The sequence below is a fragment of the Bradyrhizobium sp. USDA 4451 genome, from assembly GCF_054822585.1.
The window spans coordinates 308,511-333,021 of the sequence record NZ_JBTRCH010000001.1 but is presented as its reverse complement, the minus strand read 5'-3'; the positions used below and the strand labels follow the sequence as shown (position 1 = coordinate 333,021).

Here is a 24,511-nt window from a genome sequence, read left to right as displayed (position 1 = left end):
CTGGAGATGGTTCGTTGGCGAACATGCGATCGTCAAACTCGTCAACAATGCATAAGACACGATCCAGTTTGTCAGATCTTACCGATATGCCCGAGGAGAGAAGGTTGAGTCATTGGCAACCTGAGGAACGTGACTGGCTATCTAGAAGATTTCGTGATCGCCTAGACGGGCATCTCACGGATACGAGTCATCGCTGGCATGAGCATTCAGATCCAGTCCAATTCGTAGCCTCGCGCGATCGTCCAAATAACCCGATGGCGAGGCGTCACGCGCGAACTCATGATCGATCTCCTGGTCACATCGGAACACAGGTGGATTCGGTCGCGAACGATCAACGATGCCCCTGCGTGGAGCATTCTCTCATCAGGAGCAACACACCACAACACAACACCATCGCTCCATTGCGCATCTCGCATCTGCCCTGCATAAAGATGTCGAGAGCACGACGTTGCGTTCTTGGAGCAGACGGATTCGACTGGCAGGGTCGTCTGCCATGATGCCGACAGAGGTTCGATCTTTGGCAGCCCGTCGATTGCACAGCACGGAAAATCAAAGAGCTGTCGACCAAATGATGTACGTCCAATCAGCGGCACCTAGCGTCCGGTGGCAATTGCTGTCGAGGCCGAGGCGCGCGATCTGCTGACGGAGATGATCGCATATCTGACCGGCCGCAACAATCACGGCAGCTGTGGCGAAGCCAAGATATTACAGGCGGCCGGGGAGATCGGACATTGATCAGGTCGCCGCGGTTGGCGCAAGCCTGTCATTTCGTGGAATGAAATGGCGATCTGGAGCTCTTGTAGTCTTGCGATGCTGGTCGAGCCGGAATCTGCTGCCTCGCACGTCCTGGCCGACGAGATCGCCGGTCCGTCGCTGGTTCAGTCCGATTATGAGCGAGCGCTGACGATCCGCGATCGCTATGGCCAACTCACCGTCAGTGCACCCGAGGTGTCGACGAAAGGGTGGCGGCTTAGACGTTTGGCTGACAGCTCTAGCTCGACCACACACCATTCTGACTTCGTCGCGGCCTGAGTCACCGCGCTGTATTCTCGCTAATCAAAGTGAGTCTCGCGATCGTGACGGCCTATTTGTCTAAAGAGGGCCTTGGGGTGACGTTGGTGCGTGTGGGTAGTATCGGATAATCGATCTTCGGCAATTGCCCGGTAAGCGAATTTAGAAGGGCGACAATTTCGTCCGTTTCCTTGTCACTCAGCTTTATGCCGAGTTGAACCTCACTCATTACGCTAACCGCTTGTTTGAGGCTCCAAACTTGACCGGAATGGAAGTAGGGAGACCGCAATGCGACATTGCGCAACGGCGCGGAGCGGAAAACATACTCATCACTAGGATTCTTAGTGACGGAAAAACGTCCCTTATCGTCTCTCGGAAGCACGTTTGCGTCGGGCCGTTCAATCACGCCGAACGGGAAGTAATCCTGCCCACCGACGTTGATTCCGTTGTGGCAGGAGGAGCAGCCCTTTTCGATGAATAGCTTCAGCCCGACTTTCTGCTTGTCACTGAGAGCATATCCATCGCCCTCAAGGTACTGATCGAAGGGGGCGGTGGGTGTGATCAAGGTCGCCTCGAAAGCCTCGATAGCCTTGGCAGAATTTTCAAAGGTAACGGGCGCCGCATCGTTGGGGAACGCCTTACTGAACATAACGACATATTCCGTCATTGAATTTAACGTGCTGAGCACGCGATCGGGCGTCGCATTCATCTCGACGCCGGCCTGGATAGGGCCCGCGGCCTGCGCCTTGAGGTCTGCCGCGCGCCCGTCCCAGAACTGTGCCACGTTGAAGACCGCGTTGTAGACAGTTGGCGCGCGACGTGAACCCTGCTGCCAGCGATGACCGATCGAAGTCGGACCGGCATCTACCCCGCCCATCCCAACGTTATGACACGTGTTGCAGCTAATGACGCCGCTCGCCGAAAGCCTCGGATCGAAGAACAGGGACTTGCCAAGGGTGACCTTTTCGTGGGTGATCGGGTTGTCCTTCACCGCCGGAACCATTGAAGGGATCGGCTTGAAAAGCCGCCTGGCGGCGCTCATTAGATCATCATTGGCATCCGCCGCTGACGAAACCAGAATGACAATGGCCACGGCAAATAGCTTGCCTACCATATAAAGCTCGCTTGCCGCTGGTTTCCTCATAGTCAGCCTCGTCCGCTGTAGATCATGCAATCGCAAGCATAGGGCGGTGCGGGCGCTTCAGGTCGTCCACAGAAAGATCCGCAGCAATCAACGACGAATGATGTCTTCCGCGTTGCGGCTAGGCTCACCCAAACCCAGCTCACGCGCTGAGTAGCAACTGCCGTGCCAGCGGGACTCAAGGTCGAAGCCGCCGAGCTGGCGTCGAGCAATTGCAAACTAGTAATAGGCAGCAGGCGGCTTAAGCCTACGGAATCCGCCGTCGGTCCGAGCCGCGACCGTCACAATCCAGAGCAAGCTATTCTGACCCACCGGTCCAAAGTCTTGTGCATCTCGGAACACTATCGTGCCAAACTCTTGTCTGTAGGCTCTAAGATCGTTGGCGCGGGCGGCGAACAAGCGAGCGGCATTGGCGACAACTTCTCGCCGATCATCCCAGCGCGCCTTCAACCCGACTAGGCCGAGCGATCATCGACCAACACGGGCGACGTTTCATACGCCGGGGGCAGTCAGAAAACGGCAGCTGGCGCGAGTTCGTCGGCAATGCGGATGTGCCCGTCTCAGAGCGTATCCACACTTGCTGGACTCAAAATGCTTGAATCGATCGTAGCGTCAGGTTGTAGGCATTGCGAAGCAGAACTTTCGCATCAGGGAACGGCACATTGGGAGCTAGCATCGCGAATGTCACAAACGCCGGAACGTGTTGCGCGCGCTGCAAAGCGCAGCCGGCCTCTGCTCGTGTCTCGGTCTTCGCATTGAACGTGTTGCGCGCGGCGAGACGATGATTCCGGAGACCGCGATGATTGCGGCGGCCCCGCGACGGCCGCTGCCGGGCTGTCGCCTAGCTCCCGGTAAACAGATGATGCTCGTTGAGCAAAGAACCATAGTGAACGATACGCGGCTTAAGAGGGGTTTGGTGAATCAAAAACGACGAATTGGGTGGACTTACAATGCGCGCCGCTGGGCAACCGCCCTTGCTGTGATCGCGATCGCGGCCATGTGGTGTACAGGACACGCTCGCGCGCGAGATCATCGGGCCGAGGAGGTCCTCACGTCGTGCAGACCAGACGTAATGCGCTTCTGTGAGCGCTTCACAGGACGTAGGGATGTAGACGCAGCCATGTTTTGTCTTAGGGACAATTTCAAAAGCTTGGGCGTCGAATGTCGCCGCGCGATGCCAACCGCCGCGGATAGAAGCGGCGGACGAAAGCGACGTCTCAATAGGGTTCGATCGTCCTCCATCGAGAGTGATCCGTCCGGGCAGAAGTCACCGAAATTGACGCACAGTGACTGTTCCAGGCTGATTGGCGCTGGACTTGCCCTGTCTGCTGTTTCGAAGTTCGATTGGGCTGGAATCGTCACCCAGTCGAGCCGGACGCATCCACCAGCGGAAAATGAACGTCGCGAACCGATTGACCTCGTTCGGCGATCGACCGGCCCACCGTGCGTGTTACGAGGTCATGGTTCGCCTTGAGGTTCGATGTGCTACTGCGGCGGTTGCGCGCTATCTGCGCTGCAGCCCCTTCGGCGGACAAGGCAACCGTGAAGTTGCCATCGGCTGCCTGTAAATGATCCGACGGACTAATCTGCTTCAACGTCGGAGATCGTTAGGCGGCACATCGTTCGGGAGTCGGTATTGTCCATCAATCTATGGCGTTGTTGTCGGCAGTCTAGCATTTCCCGCAGGTGACTAGATCGACTATGACTGGCAAAAGATCGCGAATGCTCGCGTTGGGGTAGGCATTCGATCGCGGTCTTCCAGATATTCTCCCAATGAGATTGGGTTGGGCTCGAGGGGACGAATCGAGAAGACCGCCGAGGTTAACCCCCAATTGAGTTCGCGAAGGAACTGCTCGATGCCATTGCGGCGTTTTCGATGGACGCTTCAGAGAAGCCGCTTGGCCGGGTCGTAGGTGCTCGTGGTTGAATTCACATTAGGGTTCAAAACCAAAGGAAACGTCGTCGACAAGAGCCGCTCAAAGGCAGACAGCTGTTCAAGCAGGCGCTTCTCAACACCCTCGCGTTCCGCGTCAGATAGATCGGTCTTAAGTAGCCGCCGGCGGCGCCAGATCTCGTTCCGCAGCCACCTGACCTCACTTAATCTATCATCGATCGAAGTCATTGCAGATGTAGTTCACTTTGGCATTCGAGCTTAAGCACGCGAATCTTCATGAGTAGCGGTGGCTCCGCATTCACGCCGAATAATTCCGTCTGAGGACTTGTGACTGTCCACCCATTTCTGCGCAGATGTGGCGAGCGGGTCGATTTGTGCAAGGCCCCTACTAATCGTTATCACCGTGCACCGCGTGTCTGACGAGAAATCGCGGCAGATTCGCGAGTTTTATCCGCGCCTTGATGGCGTATCTCGCATGATTCCTGCGCTCTGCAGTTTCCTGCTCATCAGATACGAAAGATGGAGAGATGTTAAATCACGTCCGGCATTAGGCAGCTTGAGCATGAACTGGCAAACTTGGGCGCATCTCGCCGTGCTCTATGGCACTAAAACTTACAAGCGTCCGGCGGCTTTGTTGATTGCCCAGGCTGGGCGCGGCTAAACTGTAGACCAGTGGCGCGAGACGGAATGAAGCGGCGTCATTCTCTGGCCGTTCGAGCGGTATAAAGAGTGGCGCCTTCATTGCACTGGCCTCCTCTCTAATGGTTGGGCAGTCCGCGTTGCCACCGGGCATTGGCTATCGTCGTTCCCAATGGATATATTTATGAGTAAGGCGCCTCCACCCACAGCATGAGAATTGGTAGGGCGGAAATGTTTTCCTCTATGGGTGGGCCTGACCGCGGTTCCGGCGCTCGCGAATCGATCAAACAAAGCGCATGAGCCAAGGGTGGGATCTCAGCTATCGACGTAAATGTCGGCTGGACGCGGTGTCCCGTTAAATAAGCCCTCCACCGGGAATCATTGCGATCGACATCCGCCGTATACAATCCGCCACCGGTCTAGGAGGCCGATTTATAGCTTGAATCTAACGTTGCGACAGGTTGTAGACTTGCGCCGATGCGTCAAGACAAAGCTCGGGATAGGGCAGGTGTCGACGGCTCATTGCCAAATCTGGATCGAGGGAAGACGGCTTGCTGATTGCCATCTTGTTGCTTGTAGGCGATAGCCAGGAAGGGCAGTTGCACCATCGCCACGGGAACGCTGGGCGGGCGGTCGGCAAGTGCTGGCAAGGGAGTCGGCATATGGCTGGACCGATGGAATCATGCGGGCAGCAAAATGTGGCTTGCCACAACTGCAATCATTTAGTCGCGCAAGCAAGGCGCCCTGAATGAAGAGTCCGGCGCCCACAGGCAGATGCTCGAAGACCGTAGATGATAAATATCTAGCCAGAGGCGATGACGCACATAGCCGAAGGGCGCTGCGATGAAAGCTCGGAAGGTCCTATGTCCGTTCAAACTAATCTCACGACGGCGCTAAACGAAATCGATCGTGCTAGCGGCATTGTTGAATTCTCAACTGCAGTGGTCACGCGCGACAAGCAACTGTGCAAGGCGGACCTGCCGGTGTTTCTGCAACAAGCTGCCGTTGAGTTTCAATCCAGATTTCTGCCGAGTTTCGAGGAAAGCATCCGTGCAGAGAAATCGTGGGGCTATGCCACGACATGCAATGCGGTGAGCCGAAGGGCTGGAGGTCAGGCGGGGCGGGATACTTGCGAGAGAATAGCTTCTCGCGTGTCGCAGCTGGACCATGCTCTGATGAGAAAGATCGGTATCAGAGCGCTTTCCGTATTTGTGGCATCATTCGGCAGGCACGCCAGGAGAGTGGATTGTCGCCATGGGGCGGTCCGAATAGCCAAATTTTGTTGCGAGGAAAGCAGATCGCTTCAAGAATTGAACAATCTCAGCCTGGCAGGGCTGATAAACGGCTTCAGCAAGTGGCCGGAAGGGAGTGACTTTCGACAAGCCGCGGTTGCAATCGCGGGTGAGGTCATCCGCCGAGCAGGGCGCCCCCATCAGCTCTCTGAATTTAGACAGCAAGGGTTAGTGAGCCTGGTAAACGGATTTAGCAAATGGCCAGGAGAGGCGGTCTCGCGCCAAGCCGCGGCCGCGCTTGCACTGGAAATCTTGCGGCGTCCCCGCCGGCTCGCCGATTTCCCTCAGCAGGGGTTGGCCATCCTTGTAAACGGTTTTAGCAAGTGGCCTGAGGAGTTGCCCTGTGGTCAAGTCACCGTCGCGGTTGCAACCGAGGTGCTTGGACGTGCGACGCGGTTCCACGAGTTTAGCGAGCAGGATCTGGCGAATTTGGTGAATGGCTTCAGTAAATGGCCAGAGGAGAATGCATCTCGTCAAGCAACAGTCGCGATCGCAAGTGAGCTCCTGCGCCGTACCGTCCAGCTTCCGCATTATACCCAGCAAGGATTGGCGAACCTGGTGAACGGGTTCTGCAAGTGGCCTGACGATGCGACTTGCCGTAAGGCTGCGGTCGCGATCGCCGGTGAAGTATCTTGCCGTGGTGCCCAGCTCCCCGATCTGACTCAGCAGGGGCTGTCAAACCTCGTGAACGGTTTTAGTAAGTGGCCGGAAGAGGCCGCGTCTCGCCGAGCCGCGGTCGCACTCGCTTGCGAGGTCCTGCGCCGCGCCGCTCTGCTCTGCGAGTTCTCACAGCAGGGACTTGCGAACCTAGTGAGCGGCTTCACTAACTGGCCGGACGAGCTGCCGTGTGGTCAAGTGACCGTCGTGCTCGCAGACGAGGTCCTTCGCCGCGCCGATCGGAAGACGGGGCTCTCGGATTTCACTACCCAGGATCTCAGGGGGCTGCTGATCGGCTTCAACAGATCGCCACCAAAAAGTGCCGTTCGCCAGGCCACGATCACGATCGTCAATGAGGTCCTTGGGCGGGGTATTAGGCTCTTTAATTTTACCAAGCTGGAAGCGGAGAATTTGCTTAGTGGCTTTAGCAAGTGGCCGCAACACGCCGCCGAGCAAGGGAGGGTGACTGAGATCATCAGGGAGCTGCAACTCGCGTCTGAGACCGCGTAGGTCCGTGAGAGGAGAGGCGACGTTAGCAGATAAGGCGTTCGAAGAAAGAAAGCGCCAGCTAGCGGTGTTCAATACGCGTGGGGCGATGTCATGACACGACAACCCGGAACAATGAAAGGTGTCATAGCTCTATCGGCGACGCCATATTGTACCGAATTGAGCGACCAATCAGAAGGACGTAGATTCGTGAATCAGGCTGAAAACGATGTCGTCGAGCATATGCTCTCATCATTGACGATCAGCTTGTTTCAGAATCGTATCGCGCCATCCGACGAACAGGTGTTGCATCATTTCGGGCTGGCCTGCGAAAGAGCGGGGTTGATCGCGACGGAAGAGGTCGCAATTCGGATATTGAAGCGCGTGTCGCGCGAGATCAACCAAGCGCAGTCGGTGCTTGAGTTCGTTGGTCGCGGCGAGGGCTGGCTACACTGAGCGCAACGTAAGGAAATTCGGTCCCGATAATGATGTGCGGTGTCTGTTCGTCTCGGAACGGATCCGCGAGCGGAATTACCGCTTGCCTGCCGCAAGCCGCAAAAGCGCCAGTTGAGCTTGAGGATCATGGCCCGGTCAACCGACCTGCCCGAGCCTCCTCCGGCCGGGCTTGAATGGCTTAGTGCCGCCATAATCGGCTGACCAGTCTGCGCGAGAAGGTTCCGGCCGAGCTGCTATGGCTTGCCGCCAGCAACAACCAGCTAACCAGCGCGCCCTAGACTATGCTGACACAGCTAAGCCGCGACGCCAGTGTTGATCTGGAGAACAACCCTCTGTCCGACGCGGTGCAGGCCGGCCAGGCGACTGCCATGCATGCCGGACACTATGCCGGCCCGCAGGTTTTCTTCTCGAACACCGCAGGCCCGGTGCAAGTTGAGCCGCGGTCGCTGCAGGAGGTTGTCACGCACTGGCTCGAGGGCGGGCCGGCAGCAATAACCGCTTGGCAGGCCTTCGCCGAAGAGCCAGGTGCACTAGATTATGCACGCTTTCTCGACAGGCTCCGCGGCACCGTGAACTATGGTAGCGACGCGTTCCGGCACGCGGTCGCCGAAGATCTGCGGCAGGCAGTCATCAGGCCGAATCTGCGCGGCAGTATTTCGAACTGGCCTCCGGAGCGAGCGCGAGCTGCGAAGATCGCGTCACTTTGACATGGAACGGCATGCAGAGCGCACGCCTGAACGCGGATGTCGAGGACGGCGCCCATGACGGACGCCTTGACGAAATGCTCCAGCACGGCCGCGTTATGTTTCGCTTGGAGGTCCTGGACCGAATCGCGCGCGAGACCGTCAACTCGCGTCGTCGTACTGATCCGGACGCGGACGCGGACGTCGATGAGATCGAGGTCTACCTTGCCTTCCAGACCCAGCTGCGTGATGCGCTGGAGCTGCGGCACATCGCTCCTGACATGCGCTTCATGAGCGTCGCTCACGTTACTGGGGATGATGTCGCCAGGGCCGAGACGGCAGTACGGAACGAGGAAGCGACGGAATTTCCGCAGCTCTTGGCGACCCGATGGCAGCCATGGGAAAGTGTGCTAAGGCGCATCGCGCCCGAAGACTATGCCGAGATGCAGGAACGGCTCGTCGAGGCGATGGGTGAGCCGTTTCAAGCCCGCTTGGATCGGCGGCTGGCGGAGGATGGTCTGACAGGAGGCGCCGATGCCGAGCGGGTGCTCGGCGCCCAGATACGCAACGAGATCGCCCGCGAGATCAAAGGCACGGTCATGGACCGGGTGCTCGGGAAGCTCGGCTTCGAGCTATGAGCTCCTCCGCTGGAAAGACCATCGATGCGTCTCGGCCGTCCGCAAAGCCCAAGAGGGCAGTTGCCGGTCGCGCGATTGGGGGCGGATGAGCTCAAGGAAAAGTACGCTTGATTTGCACCAAATCCAGGCGGGGATTCGCGCAGTGCATTTCATTATGGGCAAAGCCGTTGGCGTCGGTCAAACGACTGCTCATAAGCTGGACAAATAGCCGGCGAGTAGTCTCAGCCTCAAGTTGCCTTTGTGCAACGCAGGCTCTCGATGTTCGTTCCACGCGATCGATAGGAGCTTCGCAGCATCAAACTCGATTCTAGATCGCGGAACATCGTGTAGTTTCGTCGTATCCACTGGTGCAGCTCGGTGGACCAGTCCTTTTCGTCCCGCAGATATCCGGTGAAGGAAAAGCCAAGTCGGTCTATATATCTCTTGAGAAACAGCGGCAGCGCGGAAATCTGGAGCACCCGCTCGCCATCCATGACTTCAGGTAATCCGCCGCGCAGCGCAAATTCATTGTGGATGGTGACCAGCGATGCTGGCGGGATCCGCCGCCGCAGCATGTCATAACCGCGAAAGGAAATGCGGTCAGCGCCTGCGATGAAGAGAATGATAGGAGCAACATAGCGGCGCGCCGTCTCCTTTATGAAGCCGATTTCCTCGCACATCTTGAAGAATTCGTCGAAGGCATGGAAGCCGAGATCGATCACCTTGGGTATCCGATCGTGAACGATGAGCGGGTCCATCAGCTGCATCTTGCCGTAAGTGTCCGTCACATCCGCGGTCTCGGTGATCTTAGGGAGATAATCGAGCAGTGATGGCTCTTTTAGATTGACATCGAACGACAGGGCGGTGCCGTCTTTGAGCAGCAGGAACTCACTCAGGACGCGAGCGACGAGGGTTTTTCCGACCTGCGGGCTAGGAGAGCAGATGATGTAGATAGGGGTCGCTAACATAGCCAGCAGATCAATCTCGTTTCGTATGTGGGCCTGCTCTTGGCCCGCAAGAATATGTGACTACTTCTCGCCACTCCGCGTCGCGGACTTAGCGCCGGCCAATTCCGTCAAGTTGATGCGATCAAATTCGCTCCAGACATTTGCCAGCCAGTGCCGGACATAACCGCGTAGCACGAAGGAGTTGTTCGCGGGCTCATCGTTGCGGCCCTTGTTTGCCACGAAATCTACGAACGGGACGGATGCGACTTCGACCTGCTCATAGGCCATCTCGTTAAGTTTCGGGATGGTCAACTCGGTCGCCTGTTTGATGCGGTGAAAGTAGGAATTGTAGGTCGCCTGGTCCCACTGGAAGAACTGAGTGTCATTGATGAAGTTCTTGACCAGATAGTACTTTGCGCCGCTCATGAAGGTGGCGGTCTCCGCGATCTCGTCGAGTGAAGCGATAGACGATCCTAGGATGTGGAACACGGCAAAGGTAATCTGGCCGGACCGCGCCGAATCCAGAAATCCGATGTCGCGCAAGGAGGCCAGTGCTGAGGACAGCAGTCCGGCGCGAGCGTCGATGACGGTGACGGATAGCCCGGAGTTCAGGGTATCGAAAATCTTCATCTGGTCTGCGGTCGTCGTCATGTCGACGATCTCAGTAATCGCAGGATAAAAGCGCTTCAACGTCCCCCGCGGAGATTCCGTATCGAAGGCGCGTGTTTGCACGTTGTTGACGCTGAAGTAGTCCAGCAGCGTTCGTGATACGGTCGTCTTACCGACTCCTCCCTTGTCTGCGCCCACCACAATCACAACTGGCTTCACCATGAAATTCTCCTGAGACACTCGCTCTTGCCGCGCGCGAAGTGCGCAATCGGCGCGTCTCTGCTTTGGGTGAGAACATGGCAGAAAGAAGGGTAATTGAATTTTCCATGAAGGAGCTCCTCAGGTTGACGACGTTTTCAACATCGAGCGAGTTGCGTCGTGTGATTGAGGCGCCGACGCACGCCGAGAGCAGCAAGTAATCGCTCCTGCTCGTGATCTACGTCAGGTTTGTGAGTAGCCGAAAGGTCGGCGACCAAAGGATCAACCGTGAGCTTGGTGGTCGTGGCGATAACGATAGGTTCTATCTACCGATCGTTGGATTGGCATGAAGGGCGTGAATCTTAGGCTGCGGCAGCTTTCAACCTCGATGTAAACAGGATCGAGGTGGTGCTACATTGGCCTTGAGAAAAGTTGCGGATCTAGCTCGTTCGACATGGGTTGGCCCGATCCAATGTCTCCAGACGCGTGATGACGTTTTCGCTAGAACGCGGCTTGTCAGTTTCAAAAATGGGTGGGTACGAACTCGCTCTCTCCCTGGTAGGATGGCGTCGGGATGTGCGAGCGCTTGAATCCACGACGGCGCAAATCGCAATGCTGCATCTGTTCGCGTCGAAGCAGGATTATCTTGTCGCGGACAAGTTAGGCAGGGAATCCGGGCACCGGTCCGACAACATCGGGCGCAATGCCAACCGCATCTATCTAGCTAAGGCGGACTTGCAAAAGATCGGGCGTCGAATTGCGGCTTCCCGACGCGGTCGTCGAAACCGCTCGAACGCAAATGAAGAGCTGGGCCAGCTGGCACGATGGAAAGTTAGGCGAAGGGCGGCGATGTGGCGCGACTCAAGCTTCGATAGGATACCTGCCAACATTCCATGCTACACCGTGAATGGCCTGCTGATATTTCTCATAGTCACGAGGCGAGAACCGGCGAGCAGCTCTTTAGAGTACACTGCGCCGAAGTAGTCGAGGACGAAGGTTCCGGAATAGCGTAGACTTTCGGTTGCGCGGATTAGGTTATCGAGAATTGAGGCCGCTTGGCCAATGCGGTCGCGGTGGCGCGCACGGATAACGTTCACGGCGTTCATCGAGTGAACCGCCTCGTCGGCAATCACTTCCCTCAGCCAGTGATGAAACGTGGTATTGCCAAGGGCGTCATAGAAGGGCTTCTCTGCCGCATAGGCACGGCAGGTACACATCTCATCAAATGCAATCATAACCATCAGGGAGAATTCGTCCCTCAGGTGTTCACCGATTGGACCAAAATCGTGCGACCGAGCGTCTAATCTCTCCCGAAGATCCTTTTCGGATCCATTAGCGACGAGTTCAATGACGCGGATGAAGCCATCGGTGTGGCGCTCCTCGTCGATCGCCCAGGCGCTGAAGAATGCCGCAGCTTCATCGCTAACGATGAGTTGTCGGTCGGCTAACTCTTGTTTCAAGTGCCGGGCGTCATACTCCGTGTACAGGTCAGGCCACAATTTATCCCAACGCGCACGTATAGCCGACGGCTCAGCGTTGAACATCGCTGGCGTAAGAGAATTGAATAGTTCTTTTGGACTCCAGTTCCGCCGAACCGGCGTGATCATCTGAGTGCCCTAATCGCGGTGCGAGTGCTCCAGCGTGCCATTGTTAACCGAGCGCTTGTAAGGCAGTCTGCTGCAAACAACACGTGCCGTCACCCATCTGTTTTGGCGAGTTGATTCTAGGTCGGAGACGTCAGCCTTGACCGAAGCGTCACCCGAGAGGGGCGGCAACTGCTTGGGGCCAGGGCCGCAAATCGAAAGCCCGGCTCTCGTTCGGAGGCGAAAGATGGTGCACCTGACGCTGAGAGTGCTGCCTCGGCGGGCTGTCATGCTGATGGGCTTAATGTCTCCAGATCCAGCGACGCCGCTGGTTAGGGCTACGGATCGGTCAGTCTGGACCGCGTTGAATTAGACCTGTAGTGTGGCATGGGACCGAGGTTCGGACTGGCACCAAGGGACGTCGATGTACGTCGGCGTCGATTCCAAACCTTGGCCTCGTCGCGGGGGGTGATAACGTTGGCCTCCGCATGCGACGTCAAATTGGAAGCCAACCAGTAACAAAGGTCGCTTGATTGTTGTGCAAGCCGAGACGTGCCCTCGCTCCTGTTCTTCATCTATACTCTTGCCTGGCTGAAGATGTATGCGGAGCAAACGCGGAGCGGCTGCGCCCTTGGCCGGCAATGCCGAAGCGCGTTTGATGGAGGATCATCTCCTGGGAAAGGTTCATCGGCTGTCAGGCCGGCAAGAATCTGCCAACCATTCACGCCTTTCGCCCTTGCCGCTAACGGATCGAAAACTGTTATGCAGCAAGTTCTCGCCTGGGACAGCAGGGGAAATATCCGCACATGACCGGACTTGCCGTTATGGAAAACGTGCGCCGCTATCGCGCGATAGCGTCTCTGTGCCGGCAGGCCGCCGCATTTCGGCCAATACAAGGCGGCTCATTGCTGGCGCAAGCTATAGAGTGGGAGGAGCGCGCGGTTGCGGAGCTCGAGAGATATTTTGATTGTTCGCCTGCATGTCTTCGTTGAAGTGGCCGGACGTTCCAAAGATCCGCTACCCAAGAATAGGTAAACTCAAGATACAGAATGTTGGGCAGGTGACCTGGTTACGAAGTCGTGTGAAAGATCGGCTGCCTACCGGCGTCTAACTGAGGGTAGAGGCCTGCTCCGTCCAAGCGAGCGCGTGTCGGGCTCACGCCATTTAGCCAAGAGACAGCGCTCGGCTCTCCCGATTATACATGATAAAGTTGCGCTCCTCGCGACAACATCGTTCGAAACCAAATGCGCCTTGTAGTCTCTGCACGCGATTATTATCTGGCTGTCTGTCGGCCAGCCGACTGACATGGATAGGCATCCGCGATTTACGGTTGTCGGCTTTGAGATCTCGATCTGGCTAATGCGTACTGGTCACCAGGTTGCAACTCCTGATTGGAGTTTCGGATGCCCGTCTTGCTTTCAAGTGCGGCCGACAACTCGAGATTGCTGCGCAGCATCGTATTTGTGGGCTCGATCGCGAGGCCTCGACGATATAGCACTTGCGCCTCCTCGTGGCGCCCCTGTTGATCGAGTACTACGCCTTTGGCATTCAATGCGCGCGGGTCGCCGGGTGTTGCCAATAGTACCGCATTGAGCACCTGAAGTGCCTCATCTGCGGAGTTGCGCGCCAACAAGGCCCGTGCAAGGGAAATTGCCGCATTGACGTTGTCCGGTTGTTGGTCCAACGTAGCGCGTAGACTCTGCTCATCGGCATCAACGAGAGCGCGCGAGATGCGCTCGCGCATGGCGGGGTCAAACTCTTTGGCGCTTGCTAAGTCTGACGTGGACCGCTGCTGGCGCGAAAGATCGGACGGGCTCGCGCAACCGGTGAGCATCACAATAGTGAGCATCGCAGGCAGAGCCGGCCGTGGGCCTGGACTAACGAAGCACAAGCGTCGCCGACGTTTGGTTCCATTTGAATTCATAGCCTGCTCACGATGATCTGCCGTGCAGTCTCAACTCGCAGCGCTCAGGAGACCGCCTGGGGAAGGGCTCTTGTCCTTGGCGGCTGCCAGCTTCACGGATCCGATCGGTTGGACCGTGAAATCCGCGGCGAGGTCTTGATATGAAAGGACAGGTAGGTCGATTCCGTTACGGGTAAGAAAGCCGCGAACGAAACGCCGGATATCCATCGAACCTAGAATAACTGGCTGGTTCTGGCTGCGCGCGATGCTTGAATGGATCTGGCGAAATTGGGAGAGCAGCATTTCGCTTTGCCGGTCCTCCAAAACGAGGTATGGGCCGACGGCGGTCTCGCGCACGGCACCCCGCACGATGTCCTCAGTCTCACGCTCGACGATAAAGGCAGCCACAACGCGATGTGCGTTGGCATAGCGGTGACAGATCTGCCGCTTCAGAACAGAGCGCACATATTCGGTGAGCAGTACAGCATTTTGCTCCCGTTCGCTCCATTCCGCAAGCGCCTCCAGAACCAAGCGGGTGTTCCGGATCGGGATGCCCTCGTCCAGCAAACGGCGCAGGACATCCGCGATCCGAGGGATCGGTGTCGTGCGCAGCACCTCCTTCACCAGATCGGCATATTCCTGCTCCATCCGGCCAAGCAACTGGCGCGTTTCCTGAATGCCAACCAGGCGCTGTGCATAGCGCGTCAACGTGGACCGGACGCGCAAGGCGATGATTTCGCTCGGTCCGTGATGCCCTATGCCGGCCGCTTCGAGAGCAGCCGCATGGCCCTGTTCGATCCAGATCCGATTCGTGTCTGGATCCTGCCAGAAGGGGATGCCGCTCAATTCGATGTTCGCTACGTCGTCATCAAGCAGGAGCTTTGTCGGGTCAATAGCGCCCTCTTCTACGGGCACGCCCTCGACGGCCACACTGAATTGCGATCGGGCAAGGTGGTTTGCGCTTTGGGCGGGAATGCGTGGAATTGTGATGCCCAGATCAGCTGAGACCAGTGCCGAAACCCGTGCGACGCACCGCTCGAGTTCCCCCACGTCCATTGCCTTCATCAGGTTCGGCGCTAGCAATAGGGTAATCGGAAGTGCTTCGGCTGGCAGGGTTTGCTTCTGAGCCTGCGTGGAAGCGGGAGCCGAACCGGAGGGACTGACGCCGGCCTTGGGAGCGGTCTTGTTCTCTGGCTCGCCAACCTTGACAAAGCTGGCGGCGGAAAAGAGCGCGGCCAGTATGACAAAGGGGGGCAAAGGGAAGCCAGGAACGAGGCCCATCACAAGCAGGACGCAGGCGGCCAGCCGGAGCGCTTGTGTGCTCGCCGTAAGCTGGTTGACGATATCGGCGCCTAGATTAAGTCTGGAAGGACCGTTGACACGAGTGACAATGGTTGCGGCCGTAATTGACAGAAGCAGGGCCGGGATCTGCGAAATGAGCGCATCACCGATCGTCAGGATGGTGTATTGATGCATCGCTTCTTCAAGGGACATGCCCCTGGAAAGCGAGCCGATCGTGATACCACCAAGCATATTGATACAGATGACTATGAGTCCGGCGATGGCGTCGCCCTTCACGAATTTCATGGCGCCGTCCATCGCGCCGTGAAGCTGGCTTTCCCGCTCCAGCACGCCGCGCCGGCTGCGGGCTTCGTGCTGGTCGATGTGGCCGTTGCGCAGCTCTGCGTCGATCGCCATCTGCTTGCCCGGCAGCGCATCAAGCGTGAAGCGCGCCGACACCTCTGCCACTCGTTCGGCGCCCTTGGCCAGAACCATGAATTGCACCATGGTTACGATCAGGAATATGACAATGCCGACAGCGATGTTGCCAGATATGACGAAATCGCCGAACGTATGGATGATGCTGCCGGCGTCGCCCTCGGCCAGGATCAGCCGCGTTGTTGCAACGGTAAGAGCGAGACGAAAAACAGTGGAGATCAGGATCACGCCCGGCAGGGACGAAAAGTCGAGCGGCGTGTTGAGATACAGGGCGACCATCAGCAACAGTATGGCAAAGCCAAGATTGAAGCCGATCAGCATATCGATCACGACGATCGGGATCGGCATGATCATCATTCCGATCGCCAGAAGAAGCATCAGCGCGACCATCAAATCCGGGTGGGCGGGCGCGCGCGTGATGAGATTTCGTAGAACGTTGGCCATGAGAAGCCTTATTGTTGTTTGGCTGGAGCTGTGTTGCCGCGCAATGAAACATAGCGCTTGAAGACGGCCTGCGCTTCGGTCATACGGCCGGCGTGACGCAGGGCGTGGCTGCGCATCAGCATCAAGGGCAGAGACGAAGACGGTTCGCCATCTAGTTTGTCAAGCCGATCCAATACCGACAGTGCTTCGTCACCGCGACGCTCCGAGATGAGAGCATAGGCCAGAATCCGCAGCAGGCCGATGTCTCGAGAGTGTTCGTGAGCAATAAGCCGCAACAGAGCCAGGCTCTTTGCGCTCTGCCCGCACGAAAGATAGATATAAGAAAGCACGCAGAGCAAATCTCGCTCCGGCCCAGAGACCAGTTCGAGAGCATCGGCGTCGGAAACGTTTGGCGGCTGCGTAGATGTGACGTGTTGCAGTTTGTCTGGCTCGGCCATCGCTAGCCTTTGATCAAGCCGTTGTGGCTCTGCCGGAGCAAGATTAACCGCTGCAGCTCCAGCTGCAGAAGGGCGGCTCCTTCGCGTGCCACCAAATCCTCTGGCGCGGCAGATAGCGTATTGGCTAAACGCTCCAAAAGAGGGCCGTGTTGCTCGGGACGCAGAACGTGCGAATGACGTAGCCGCGGCGTCACGAAAGAGAGCAGGCTATGCGCGAGATTAGGCCCCTTAAGCCAAGCGAGTTCCGAGCCTGGCTCGATCTGACCTGGTTGGGCGCGGGCCTCGTCGAGATTGACGCGCGAAATCGCATTAATCGAACCGAGCTCGAGCGCGCTGTCGATCGTGCCCTCAACCAAGCGATCGGGCGCGTCGTTATGCTGGGAAACTGCGCCGTGACTCCTGTCATCATTGCCGCGCGTCCGATCGATCCCGATGGACTTGGCTCGAGAATTGACCGGCGTGATAGCAGATGCATGATGATCAACGTTTGGTCCCTCAAAAGATGGGCCAGGCTCGACAGAATTCGGGGGCAGCCTAGTCATGGCACTTTGCTTCCTTACCTGCAGCCTGAAATACTAATAAGACAGAGCGGAAAGCCGGCCATTCCGGCTCAGCAGAACACGCCCTTCCTCAATTCCGTTGACGGTCCATCCATTGCTCAACAGCGCGCCAACAAAATACTTTTGGCCAGCAACGACGATGTAAGGATCGCTGCCGCGCCACACAGCCTGGATCCCGATCGCGGAAGGTGTCTTCTCATCCTTGATGGCGACTGCATTGACGAGCGTATAAGCACCGTTGCTAGTGCGATCAAACCGTTGTTGGATGTCTTGCCAAGCGGCGAGTGCAGCGGGCGTAACGCTGCCATCGGCCGTGACAACCCCGGCCCCAGAACCGACCTTGATGCCGACAAGGCCCGCTCTGTCAACTTCTTCCTGCAGCAGCCCGGCAGCTGCATCGGTGGTCGGAGCATCAGGAGCGCTGAGCGCCAGCTTGGGTGCAATGTCCGTGGCAGGAGGCGAGGAACTTGGCACCGCAGCGGTGTCGGTCTGGACAAAACTGGTCGTTAATGCGCCAACCGCGGCAAAGCCGATAACAACCAAGGCAAGTCCGATGAGCGACACACGCCGGCGATCGATAGAGCCGGCTTTTTCGAGACCCTCGATAGACCAACGGATCGACATCTGGCCGGCATGCAGGACGACAGGAAGAGGGACAACGACGGGCTCGTTAGGCAAAACAGTGTCGTGCCCGTCGACACGGACGTCGCTCGCCAGGGCCTCAATCTCGATGGAATTGGAATGCGGGGTAACACGAAGATGGTGCGGTTCGAGGCCTTGCTCGACAAAGATTAAATCAGCATCGAGGCTGCTGCCGATCAGACACGATCCGACCCCCAATTCACCTGTTAACCCAGAATAGCACCCCAGCAGCACTTCGAAACGCCAGCGATGTGGCTCATTCACGGTCGCTCTCCTGAACAGCGAACGGAACCGTACGGCAAAACCGTACGGCCCGTTGCGACTTCACGGACTAAGCAGCCCGAGAAAGTGGGCGACGTACGTCGCCCACCTCATCCCTTACTGCACCCGCTCATCGGCTGCTTTCTTGACGGTCGAGAGCTCGGTCGAGACGACGCGGAGTTCCACATCCCTCTCAGCAGCCTTGGTGCTGGTGAGAGTCAGAGCGGCGATTTGCCGTTGGAATGCTGCCTCTCCAGCAACTTCAGCGGCGGTGGAAGCGGTCGCAGCAGCAGCGGTGCCAGCTGCACCAACACCCTTAGTCATACTAGTTCTCCTGTTTGCTTGTATTTCGCCGCAACGTGCGGCTCCCAATTTCCTGCCGTCGCAACATGCGACGTCAGGAATCCTCTTCTGTTTCGGCCATGACGTCGTCAAAATGACCCATTGCACTATTTGCAAGCTGCAGAGCAGCGGCTCCCAGAGCGACGTTGAATGCTTGCTGCATAGCAGCTTCGCGCGAGGTTCCGCCTGGCGTGGACGCGCCGCCGTTTACGGGACTGTTCGCATCTGGCGATCGGCCATGCTCATCGCGCTCGTCAGGTTTGTGAGATCCGTTTTTGCCGCTGCTTTTGCCGCCAGCCGCATGGAGGTCAGCATCAACGTGCCCAGTGGCGCTGGAGCTTGTAACGCGCATCGGGTTCTCCTATGTCAATTCAATCGTGCCAATGGAGGAAGTCTCCGCCCACCAATGTGCAAACGTTAGCTTTCGAGAAGCTGACGAGTTCTACAAAATGCAATGGGCCGATGCTGGATCTGCGAAAGCTGCAGATCAGATGGTATGTACCAGGATAAACGTTCGTTTGTGGAGCTCGATCGGGTCGGATCGCTGCTCATCAAGTCGAAAGCTTCAGCAGGCTGATGTTAACGCGACGATTAATAGATCGCGTTTGAAGTCGACGCGTTGCAATCCCGGGCTGACGTCACTTTCGATGCCCGCGGGTCTTTCGACAATTTTCTTGCGGCCGGGCGCAGCGGGACGGAGCTTGACCTGGTTTGGAGCGGGGCGGAAAGCCAGATTGACGGCGATTCAGCGATCAAGGATGATCCCTCGGTCCTGGAGGGCTCATGAAGGATCCGTCAATCGGGGCCCGCCTTCATGCAGAGCGAACAGCAGCCTGCGGCTCGAGAAGCGGTCCATCGCCCTGGCGCTCTGCGATCAGCATGCTCCTGATCCTTGCGCAAGCCGGCAGGCTCCGCACCTCTGACCGGTTCTGTCGCGCGGCTTTAATGCATCGACCTTCTTGCCGGACTGCGTATGCGGCCGATTAACCTTCGCAGCGGCAGACTGCATTTGAGGTCGGCCTCGCGCGATCGGGCGCGGCCTACACAAATTGTGCGCAGTGAAGAGCGAGCAAGTTCCTCGGATCCGGCGGACGGCATCGAGGATGGTAGAGCTTGCGCGACCGACTGCTCGGCAGGGAGACCCGACCGCGCGTAAGCCGCACAAGCTCGACTGGCGTTTTCAGCCTGATCCTGACAGATAGTGTGATGCGGCTAGGCGTTAGCGCCTGCAGCTTGCATGCGTTCGGACTCGATGCGAGCCTTCAAGTTATTCAGGTAGTCCTCGGCGTAGGATTGGGCTACCGAAACCGGGAGGTTGACCCCCGCCGTGGCTGCTTCTTGAATTGCCTGCTTCACCAAGCCTTCTCGCATTGCCAATTTGACCTCAGGGCCGCCGACGCAACCTACCGCCTGTGCCGCAAGGTTCAGGCCAGCTTCTTCGAGCGCTTGCTTTATATTGCCACCGCTGATCGCCGTGTGAAGAAGATTTGCAGCTTGCGCTTCGGCTTCGAGCACCATTGACGCCAGATCGGCCAATTCGCCCAAGCCTGGAATGAAGCTAAGTACACCGACTGCGGTCGCGGCCCAGTCGAGTACCTTCGAGCCAACCTTGAGCACGTCATTGATTGCGTGCATGAAGGCGCCGCCGTTTTTTTTGGGAGACTTGATGTCGGGCTGGTCTGCCACGCCCATCGTCATGTCCGCGACCGCGTCCTTCTCGGCGGCCGTTCGGGCGGCATGCGTCTTCACATGCTGAACGGTGCGGTTCGCACCGGACATGTTGCTGAAGAACTGGTTGAAGTCGCTCTTGCTGATATTGCCGGAATCGACCGTATGGCCGCCGCCGAAGTCGAAGAACTTGTGGTGGGTTTTGTAGCCCGTAATCGCGTTGTTCATCAACCCGAACAGCACAGGGTCGGACAGCAGCTGGGATGCCGCCTTTCGCACCTCGGGCGCGAGGCTCTTGTCATCGGCCATGCTCGCCAGCTTTTCCCGCGTCAGGTCGCCCTTCCCGAAAAAGGCGCTTTGGTTCTTGCTGATCGTGTCGAGCGTATCGAGCTCGGCTTTCGTGAGATTCACCGATGATGAAGCAACCTGCAGAAAGTCCTCTTTGTGGACCTTGTCTATCGAGCCGCCATACAACTGCTTCCATTCATCCGGATGGTCGAGGAAGTATTGAGCGGCCGCGAGAACCTGCGGCGGGCATTTGCCCGTCTTAGCTTCGCCGTCGACGATCTGCTTGAAATCCGAAAGGCTTAGGTTCTTGGGCAGGTTGTCGGAATAGCGATAGAGCTCGCGCAATGCATCGGTCAGCATCATAACCGATGGCTCGCCATTGCCGCTGCCGTCGGAGGGGATGTAGTTTTGCGTATAGTTCTTTGCCCGCTGCTCCTGGAACTCAGCAACTTGCGGGTGGTGATCGGAGAAGCCGGAGAGATCACCCGCTTTGATTTTACCGCCGCAGCGGCCGTCGCCTTGCGAACCTATCGCGTAGAAGAGCTCGGGGTCTCGCTGCAGTGCCTCGATGGCCGCCTTTAGATCCGGCGGTGTGGAGGGATCGTTAGCCAAATCTCCCAGAGATTTCCAATCCAGCGGGCATTTGTCCTTGTGTCGGATCAGCACCGACACAATCTGCAGCTCGGCCTCAGTCGGGGTGCCGCTGTTCCACGTAATTCTGGAGCTTTGTACGGGGGCTTCTGCAATCTTTGGAGCGTTCGCAGCGGAGGAGGCTTCCTCAGAGGACGGCTCGGGGGTCTCCTGACATGCGTCCAGTGCGGCCTTAATCTCCGGCGGGATGATGTTCCGCACCTCTTGCGTGAGTTCCTCCGTCAGTTGCTTGGCCGAGTCCTCGGTCGCCGGACCTTGCGGTGGGGAATGCTCGTCAGTCGCGTCCTTCAACGACAAACTGACCAGCACCGCCTCGAAGCTTGAAAAGTCACGCGCCGGCGAGGGCCCGGAAGCTAGCCCCGACAAAGCCAAATTCGAGCTGGTGGTTAGCGGCAGATTGTTGACTGACATCATACGTCCTCTGATTTGAGATCGCACCACAAGCTGGCTATGTGGCGCAGCCTGAGATCGCGGCGAACAACGAGCAAGAGATGTCGATAGGCTTCAATGGCTCCTACCGCTTGCTTCCGATTGCACAGCGCTCCCAGCGCTCAGTTTGGCTACAATCTATAGGCATATCGCCGTCTAGATATTCACGCCGTATGGTAGGAGCGATTAGCTTTCGAGAAGCTGACGGCGCTCAAAGGATTTCACAATGAGTTGAGAATGACGTCGCTCAAGGCGGCGACGGGTCCTCAATTCGGCATCGGCTTGCTTCGGTGCTCGGTCGCTCGCCTCTGCGACGGCCTGGCCAACGAGTCTGCCGCTCTTCGCAGGATTCGCGTGCGCTGATTCATGCAACACATCGCGGGTTCCGCAACATCTCTCGGCAACTCACCAGCGCTCAGCCAGCTCGCGCCTGCGTGTCAAACAAGTTATTGGCGTCTGCCCGAACGGGGCGATGCAGCATGATCGGATCAGATTGCTGGGGTGGCCGCGCGAATCAATCCATCGCCCATAAAGTTGAGCGGTGCATGGTACTCTGGACGCCTCGAATCTCAGATGCACTCTGCATCTGTCAATCTTATTGTGCTTGGTCACCTGGCGGGTGTTCGCCCGAACCTGCGGGCCTAAGGGCGGCTTCCAGCGACGGTTCGAGACGAATGAACCCTTCTGCTCGCCATTGCGCCGTGTGAGGCACACCCAGGATGGTGAACGTTGTAGTCCGGACATTTCTGCTCGGCATGACGTCACGGCCTCTCAGCATCTCGATCTGAGCAGGCGAAGCTGTTTGGCCGATAAAGACCCAGTTTTCCCTGGCGAGATATCCGTTCGCCATGACGAAATCGCCAAGTTCCGGCGGCGCGACGCGTGCGGGCAGCGCGGGCCGCCCTTCAGACCGTCCGGCGTGAGGCGACCCCGCGTGCATGAGTCCAGGCTCAAGATCTTGCCAAACCGGGTCGTTGCCGAAATCGGAGGAGCCCGCGCGATCTTGAGCGGCCGCCTGTTGGGAATTGGACTGCTCGCCGCCGGTCAATGATGGCCCGACATGCGGCGGTCGGCCTCCAAGCTCCTGCCAAATCAGGTCCTGACTGTATCCAGGCATTTCATGCAATGCCATCAGTTCACGCTCAAACTCACTTCGATCGGCGGGCGATGAGGGCGAGCGGGGCGGTGGGCTCTTGTCTGCTCCGCCTAGCGCATTGAAGTCCATCCTGTTCCTCCCTTTGTACAACAAAGCGGCTCTCAACCGATGCGGCGAAGTTCATGACGGACTTCGTAGAGCTTTTCAAAAGCTCGCATGAAACGCTAAGGCTGCAAGGCAGGTCACGGATACTGCTTGCCCTTTTCGGCTCGAGCATCCGTGGTGCAGGCCCGGCCCTTTATTGCCTGTCTTGCGGCATCGCCGCTGGACAGCCGCCCTCTCGTCATGACAGCTGCAGCTTTCGAAAAGCTGACAGAGGGCATAGGTAGAAATTACATCTCTTCCCAACCCATCTGTTATTATCCGTTCATTTCTTACCAGTATCGGGTGCGTGATCCACGCCGTCTTGATGTGAAAGCTCGGGTGAAGGAGCGTCGTTGGGGCGTCCTTCGCGAACGACCACGCTGGAAGATCCGCGAAACAGCATCAAGACCGACTCATGCGGTGGCTTTTCGGCTCCGTTCGGGTTTCGTCGCGCCTGTGCCTCCGTCACCAGTCCTTTGAGTGTTTGCTCCACAAGCGCGATAAAGCGAGGTGGACCGGACGCGAAGACGAGGCCATCTCCCGGCACGGCTCTCACGATGTAGCGCTCGTCCGAGATGTTAAGTGCGTCGAGCGCCGCCTTGAACGCGTCAAAGCTGATCGGATTCAGTATCAGAAGGCGACTTTGCGCCTCATGCGCGTCAGATACGTAGAGCACCAGCCCATCGTAGTACCATTGAAGATTGTAGAGACTGATCAGCCGTTCGAGAAACTCCCGCGGTGGGAGATCCGGCATTCGCCCGCGAATTCGTCCCTTCACCCCGGTGCTGATATTGACTCTGATATTGAGGTTGTTACCGAACTCCTGCAGCGCGGTCGCGAGGTCCTGATCCAGCACTGTGTAACTATACGGCGTCGACGGCAGCGCCAGCGGGGCGCCGAGCGCCTTGATGGCGCCCAAGCACATGAAAACAGCAAGACAGAGAACTTTCTTCAAGATATGCAACCTTGTAGACCGGATGAGCATTCCAGCGATTTTCTTCTAATTGAGACCAAGCACCGGAATTCGTCCCAAAATTTGGAGGCCGACGCCTCGCCCGAAATTGGAAGCCAACCGTGATTATTAGATGACAGATGCTCGTCAGCTTTTGGTCAGTTTGGGTCTCTAGGGTGCCAGCCCATTCATGCGAGCGAATGGCTAATCTCACCGCGGGACAGAAATGATTTCTCCCATGTTGCTTGGAATTGCGTCGGTCTCCGCCAACCCCGTCGAGTGTGCCTCCAGCGGCTGTTCCCTGGCGCACGCTCAGTTTCACGAGAGTCTCGCGCAGGCCGCCTTGAAACAGGGGGCCGACTCTTCTGTGACCGGGCGCGCGCCAGTTTCATCAGTGCCGGAACTGCAGCGCGCCGTCACGCCGGCGAGCCCGCTTGGCGATCGCGTCCTTCAGAGCATTTCTGCTATCCACCAGGGCAAACCATTTCCTGGAGATGCAGTTTCGCCGACGCTCGTCGGCGGCCTTGATCCTGCGAAGAGTTTCCAGCTTGGGCCGGCCGCGCAACCGCTCCTGCGGCCGCAGCAAGTCGAGGTGCATCCGGCAGGCAAGCCGGAAGGTGCGGATCATTTCGATTCGGCGCTGACGAATTTGCGCGATGTTTACAACGGCGTCGTCCAGGTTTCGCTCATCTCCAAGGGTACGGGTGCCGTCAGTTCATCTCTGAATAAACTTCTATCAGCAGGCTGAGCGGGCCGTTGGCT

22 protein-coding genes and 1 pseudogene are annotated in these 24,511 nt (G+C 57.7%); 8 read left to right on the top strand and 15 right to left on the bottom strand.

Going from position 1 to position 24,511, the window contains the following annotated elements:
- The first annotated feature begins 603 nt into the window (after window positions 1–603).
- Together ACVMB0_RS01385 and ACVMB0_RS01380 are read left to right on the top strand one after the other, a co-directional pair.
- Window positions 604–735: a hypothetical protein gene (locus tag ACVMB0_RS01385; protein WP_461345068.1), complete on the top strand. Its 132-nt coding sequence runs from the start codon at window positions 604–606 to the stop codon at window positions 733–735.
- A 75-nt stretch (window positions 736–810) separates the two neighbouring features.
- Entirely contained in the window at window positions 811–1,032 is a 222-nt protein-coding gene (locus ACVMB0_RS01380; protein ID WP_461345067.1) for a hypothetical protein, read from the top strand.
- 52 nt (window positions 1,033–1,084) lie between these two features.
- Here ACVMB0_RS01380 and ACVMB0_RS01375 read toward each other — a convergent pair whose 3' ends face one another.
- Complete coding sequence (locus ACVMB0_RS01375) at window positions 1,085–2,155, bottom strand: cytochrome-c peroxidase (RefSeq protein WP_461345066.1); 1,071 nt, start codon at window positions 2,153–2,155, stop codon at window positions 1,085–1,087.
- A 1,355-nt stretch (window positions 2,156–3,510) separates the two neighbouring features.
- Window positions 3,511–3,747 (bottom strand): hypothetical protein, encoded by a 237-nt coding sequence (locus ACVMB0_RS01370; protein WP_461345065.1) that lies wholly within the window; start codon window positions 3,745–3,747, stop codon window positions 3,511–3,513.
- A 711-nt stretch (window positions 3,748–4,458) separates the two neighbouring features.
- On the opposite strand from ACVMB0_RS01370, the gene ACVMB0_RS01365 reads away from it, so the two are divergent.
- The 4 genes and pseudogenes from ACVMB0_RS01365 to ACVMB0_RS01350 all read left to right on the top strand — a co-directional run bounded on the left by ACVMB0_RS01365 (window position 4,459) and on the right by ACVMB0_RS01350 (window position 8,897).
- The gene (locus tag ACVMB0_RS01365) at window positions 4,459–4,707 is read left to right on the top strand and encodes a hypothetical protein (protein WP_461345064.1); all 249 of its coding nucleotides are present in this window, start codon (window positions 4,459–4,461) and stop codon (window positions 4,705–4,707) included.
- Between the two features lie 841 nt (window positions 4,708–5,548).
- Window positions 5,549–7,144, top strand: coding sequence for a hypothetical protein (locus ACVMB0_RS01360; protein ID WP_461345063.1), 1,596 nt, complete (start codon window positions 5,549–5,551; stop codon window positions 7,142–7,144).
- Between the two features lie 186 nt (window positions 7,145–7,330).
- Window positions 7,331–7,576 (top strand): hypothetical protein, encoded by a 246-nt coding sequence (locus ACVMB0_RS01355; RefSeq protein WP_461345062.1) that lies wholly within the window; start codon window positions 7,331–7,333, stop codon window positions 7,574–7,576.
- 281 nt (window positions 7,577–7,857) lie between these two features.
- Window positions 7,858–8,897: pseudogene (locus ACVMB0_RS01350) on the top strand (NEL-type E3 ubiquitin ligase domain-containing protein).
- Between the two features lie 227 nt (window positions 8,898–9,124).
- On the opposite strand, the gene ACVMB0_RS01345 reads toward ACVMB0_RS01350, so the two are convergent.
- From ACVMB0_RS01345 to ACVMB0_RS01335, 3 genes are all read right to left on the bottom strand, one after another.
- Complete coding sequence (locus ACVMB0_RS01345; RefSeq protein WP_461345061.1) at window positions 9,125–9,844, bottom strand: hypothetical protein; 720 nt, start codon at window positions 9,842–9,844, stop codon at window positions 9,125–9,127.
- Between the two features lie 60 nt (window positions 9,845–9,904).
- Window positions 9,905–10,654: a P-loop NTPase family protein gene (locus ACVMB0_RS01340; RefSeq protein ID WP_461345060.1), complete on the bottom strand. Its 750-nt coding sequence runs from the start codon at window positions 10,652–10,654 to the stop codon at window positions 9,905–9,907.
- Window positions 10,655–11,526: 872 nt separating this feature from the next.
- Window positions 11,527–12,237, bottom strand: coding sequence for a hypothetical protein (locus ACVMB0_RS01335; protein ID WP_461345059.1), 711 nt, complete (start codon window positions 12,235–12,237; stop codon window positions 11,527–11,529).
- A 782-nt stretch (window positions 12,238–13,019) separates the two neighbouring features.
- On the opposite strand from ACVMB0_RS01335, the gene ACVMB0_RS01330 reads away from it, so the two are divergent.
- Window positions 13,020–13,205: a hypothetical protein gene (locus ACVMB0_RS01330; protein WP_461345058.1), complete on the top strand. Its 186-nt coding sequence runs from the start codon at window positions 13,020–13,022 to the stop codon at window positions 13,203–13,205.
- A 332-nt stretch (window positions 13,206–13,537) separates the two neighbouring features.
- On the opposite strand, the gene ACVMB0_RS01325 is transcribed toward ACVMB0_RS01330, so the two are convergent.
- The 10 genes from ACVMB0_RS01325 to ACVMB0_RS01280 all read right to left on the bottom strand — a co-directional run bounded on the left by ACVMB0_RS01325 (window position 13,538) and on the right by ACVMB0_RS01280 (window position 23,782).
- Entirely contained in the window at window positions 13,538–14,062 is a 525-nt protein-coding gene (locus tag ACVMB0_RS01325; protein WP_461345057.1) for a tetratricopeptide repeat protein, read from the bottom strand.
- Window positions 14,063–14,167: 105 nt separating this feature from the next.
- A complete protein-coding gene (gene sctV, locus ACVMB0_RS01320; protein ID WP_461345056.1) occupies window positions 14,168–16,279 on the bottom strand; it encodes a type III secretion system export apparatus subunit SctV in 2,112 nt (703 codons plus the stop codon).
- An 8-nt stretch (window positions 16,280–16,287) separates the two neighbouring features.
- On the bottom strand, window positions 16,288–16,716 hold the full coding sequence (gene sctY / locus ACVMB0_RS01315) for a type III secretion apparatus assembly chaperone SctY (RefSeq protein WP_461345055.1): 429 nt from the start codon (window positions 16,714–16,716) through the stop codon (window positions 16,288–16,290).
- A 2-nt stretch (window positions 16,717–16,718) separates the two neighbouring features.
- Window positions 16,719–17,258, bottom strand: coding sequence for a hypothetical protein (locus ACVMB0_RS01310; RefSeq protein ID WP_461345054.1), 540 nt, complete (start codon window positions 17,256–17,258; stop codon window positions 16,719–16,721).
- A 33-nt stretch (window positions 17,259–17,291) separates the two neighbouring features.
- The gene (locus tag ACVMB0_RS01305) at window positions 17,292–18,182 is read right to left on the bottom strand and encodes a SctD/MshK family protein (RefSeq protein WP_461345053.1); all 891 of its coding nucleotides are present in this window, start codon (window positions 18,180–18,182) and stop codon (window positions 17,292–17,294) included.
- 114 nt (window positions 18,183–18,296) lie between these two features.
- A complete protein-coding gene (locus ACVMB0_RS01300) occupies window positions 18,297–18,503 on the bottom strand; it encodes a nodulation protein NopA (protein WP_076828259.1) in 207 nt (68 codons plus the stop codon).
- Window positions 18,504–18,576: 73 nt separating this feature from the next.
- Window positions 18,577–18,873, bottom strand: coding sequence for a hypothetical protein (locus ACVMB0_RS01295; protein ID WP_461345052.1), 297 nt, complete (start codon window positions 18,871–18,873; stop codon window positions 18,577–18,579).
- An 860-nt stretch (window positions 18,874–19,733) separates the two neighbouring features.
- Complete coding sequence (locus ACVMB0_RS01290) at window positions 19,734–21,539, bottom strand: HrpF/NolX family T3SS translocon protein (RefSeq protein ID WP_461349569.1); 1,806 nt, start codon at window positions 21,537–21,539, stop codon at window positions 19,734–19,736.
- A 613-nt stretch (window positions 21,540–22,152) separates the two neighbouring features.
- Complete coding sequence (locus tag ACVMB0_RS01285) at window positions 22,153–22,782, bottom strand: hypothetical protein (RefSeq protein WP_461345051.1); 630 nt, start codon at window positions 22,780–22,782, stop codon at window positions 22,153–22,155.
- 298 nt (window positions 22,783–23,080) lie between these two features.
- A complete protein-coding gene (locus ACVMB0_RS01280) occupies window positions 23,081–23,782 on the bottom strand; it encodes a secretin N-terminal domain-containing protein (protein WP_461345050.1) in 702 nt (233 codons plus the stop codon).
- Between the two features lie 193 nt (window positions 23,783–23,975).
- Here ACVMB0_RS01280 and ACVMB0_RS01275 point away from each other — a divergent pair, with 193 nt between their 5' ends.
- Complete coding sequence (locus tag ACVMB0_RS01275) at window positions 23,976–24,497, top strand: nodulation protein NolB (protein WP_461345049.1); 522 nt, start codon at window positions 23,976–23,978, stop codon at window positions 24,495–24,497.
- The last annotated feature ends 14 nt before the right edge of the window (window positions 24,498–24,511 follow it).